3 protein-coding genes are annotated in these 1,593 nt (G+C 37.5%); all 3 read right to left on the reverse strand.

Going from position 1 to position 1,593, the window contains the following annotated elements:
- Positions 1-96: 96 nt before the first annotated feature.
- Positions 97-462, reverse strand: coding sequence for a hypothetical protein (locus VIG73_RS14365; RefSeq protein WP_331643238.1), 366 nt, complete (start codon positions 460-462; stop codon positions 97-99).
- A gap of 235 nt (positions 463-697) precedes the next feature.
- Positions 698-1,189 carry a DUF4064 domain-containing protein gene (locus VIG73_RS14370; RefSeq protein WP_331643240.1) on the reverse strand — a complete coding sequence of 164 codons (492 nt, stop codon included), beginning with the start codon at positions 1,187-1,189 and terminating at the stop codon, positions 698-700.
- Positions 1,190-1,247: 58 nt separating this feature from the next.
- Positions 1,248-1,532 carry a GNAT family N-acetyltransferase gene (locus VIG73_RS14375; RefSeq protein ID WP_331643242.1) on the reverse strand — a complete coding sequence of 95 codons (285 nt, stop codon included), beginning with the start codon at positions 1,530-1,532 and terminating at the stop codon, positions 1,248-1,250.
- Positions 1,533-1,593: the final 61 nt, after the last annotated feature.

The raw sequence follows: 1,593 nt of genomic DNA on the forward strand, positions 1-1,593 counted from the left end.
TCATAAGATGGAGTTGACGGTAATATCTCCATCCATTTTACATCTCTCTCTACACGTTCATTCATTATGTTCACCCCTCAACCTCTTACAATTCAATTAACGTTCTTCTTTTAAATGTTTGTGGTACAGACCATCAGCATCCCCATCGACATCGTCTTCTACTTCTTGACCGTAGTATTGGACACTCGTTTGAGCACCTTCACTTACCATTTCGTTATCTGCTATGTCGTATGGATCTGGATTTCCTGCTTTCTTATCTAACTCTTCATGATTTGATGCTGTCTGTTCCACTTCTGAGCCATTCGTATACTCTGTTTTTTTCTGCTCGATAAATGACTCTACTTTTTCTTTCGTATCTTGTACAAATTGTTGTGCTTTTTCACGATTCGCCGGGTCTTTAAAGTACGCATATGCTCCTGCCGCAATCGCTGTAACTGCTAAACCTTTTAACTTCTTCCCCATATATATCGACCTCCGATGATTTTTGTACAGTATGTATTGCCTTTTTTTTCGTTTTCAAACCTTTTTTGATGATTTTCTTTTATTTTTTTCAAATTTTAGACATAAGACGAACAATATTCAAGACAATTTCTAAAAAGAATAACAGCGAATAATAAAGTTAACCTTAACAACATCCTATTAAAAACCATACAAAAAAACACTTTTCCTCAATATAATATGGAAAAGTGTTTTCTTATTATTTTTGTTCGGGAGGTTGATTGCTTAAATCTCCTTGTCCTTCGTGTAGCGGACGAAATGTTTGGTCAAGTGCTGGTGGCTTCCGAATGAATGCCATTCCTGCAGCAACATAAAGTAAAATAGAAGGTAAAGTGATAACACCTGCCATAATACCACCTAAAATAAACATTACTCCTGCCGCTTTCACTTTCGCTGGATTACCTACTTGTACGGCTCCTACAATCGTCAAGACGAGTGCGATCGCCCCGATAATGACGAAAACCCAACCGAATGAAATAAAGCTTTCAAATAACTGAAGAACAGCGATTACTTCGTCTTCTGTCAATGTGAGTTGTGGATCTTCCATTAAATCTTGTACTAATTCCGCTTTAAATTCGTCCATTTTAAACAGTGCACCCATGCCCACGGTTAAGAAAACTATTATTAAAATGCCGAGTCCGATTAAAATTGCACTAATGATTGCTAATACTCTTTCTACTGTACGTTTCATCTTTTTCACCTCTCATAGAAAAAGCTACAAGCTAAAAAATAGGCTTGTAGCTTTTCATTTATGATGTTTTTACATCATCGTATTCTGAATAACGCTCGAATGCTGTAACGACGTAAGAACAAACGGGCTCCATCTTATACTCTTGCTCACGTGCGTACTCTGCTGCGCGGTCTAACAATTGTTTCGCAACCCCTTGACCACGAAGTTTTTCTGAAACGAATGTATGGTCCATCGCCATTACGTCTCCTAACATCGTCCACGTGATTTTCGCAAGTTCTTCGCCGTCTTGTTTATTCACAAAAGCGTAAGATTCCCCACCTAAATCAACAAATTCAAATTCCATTTCTGCCACCCTCTCTCATTAAGATTTAAACCATGATTTTATTTTATCAAAAATATCTGCA

The sequence above is a fragment of the Cerasibacillus sp. genome (genome assembly GCF_036516575.1).
In the GTDB taxonomy this organism is placed as follows: Bacteria; Bacillota; Bacilli; order Bacillales; family Amphibacillaceae; genus Cerasibacillus.

Bases quoted from the DNA above. Each gene is read 5' to 3' on its own strand.
- VIG73_RS14365 (WP_331643238.1), bottom strand. From the start codon at position 462: ATGGGGAAGAAGTTAAAAGGTTTAGCAGTTACAGCGATTGCGGCAGGA.
- VIG73_RS14370 (WP_331643240.1), bottom strand. From the start codon at position 1,189: ATGAAACGTACAGTAGAAAGAGTATTAGCAATCATTAGTGCAATTTTA.
- VIG73_RS14375 (WP_331643242.1), bottom strand. From the start codon at position 1,532: ATGGAATTTGAATTTGTTGATTTAGGTGGGGAATCTTACGCTTTTGTG.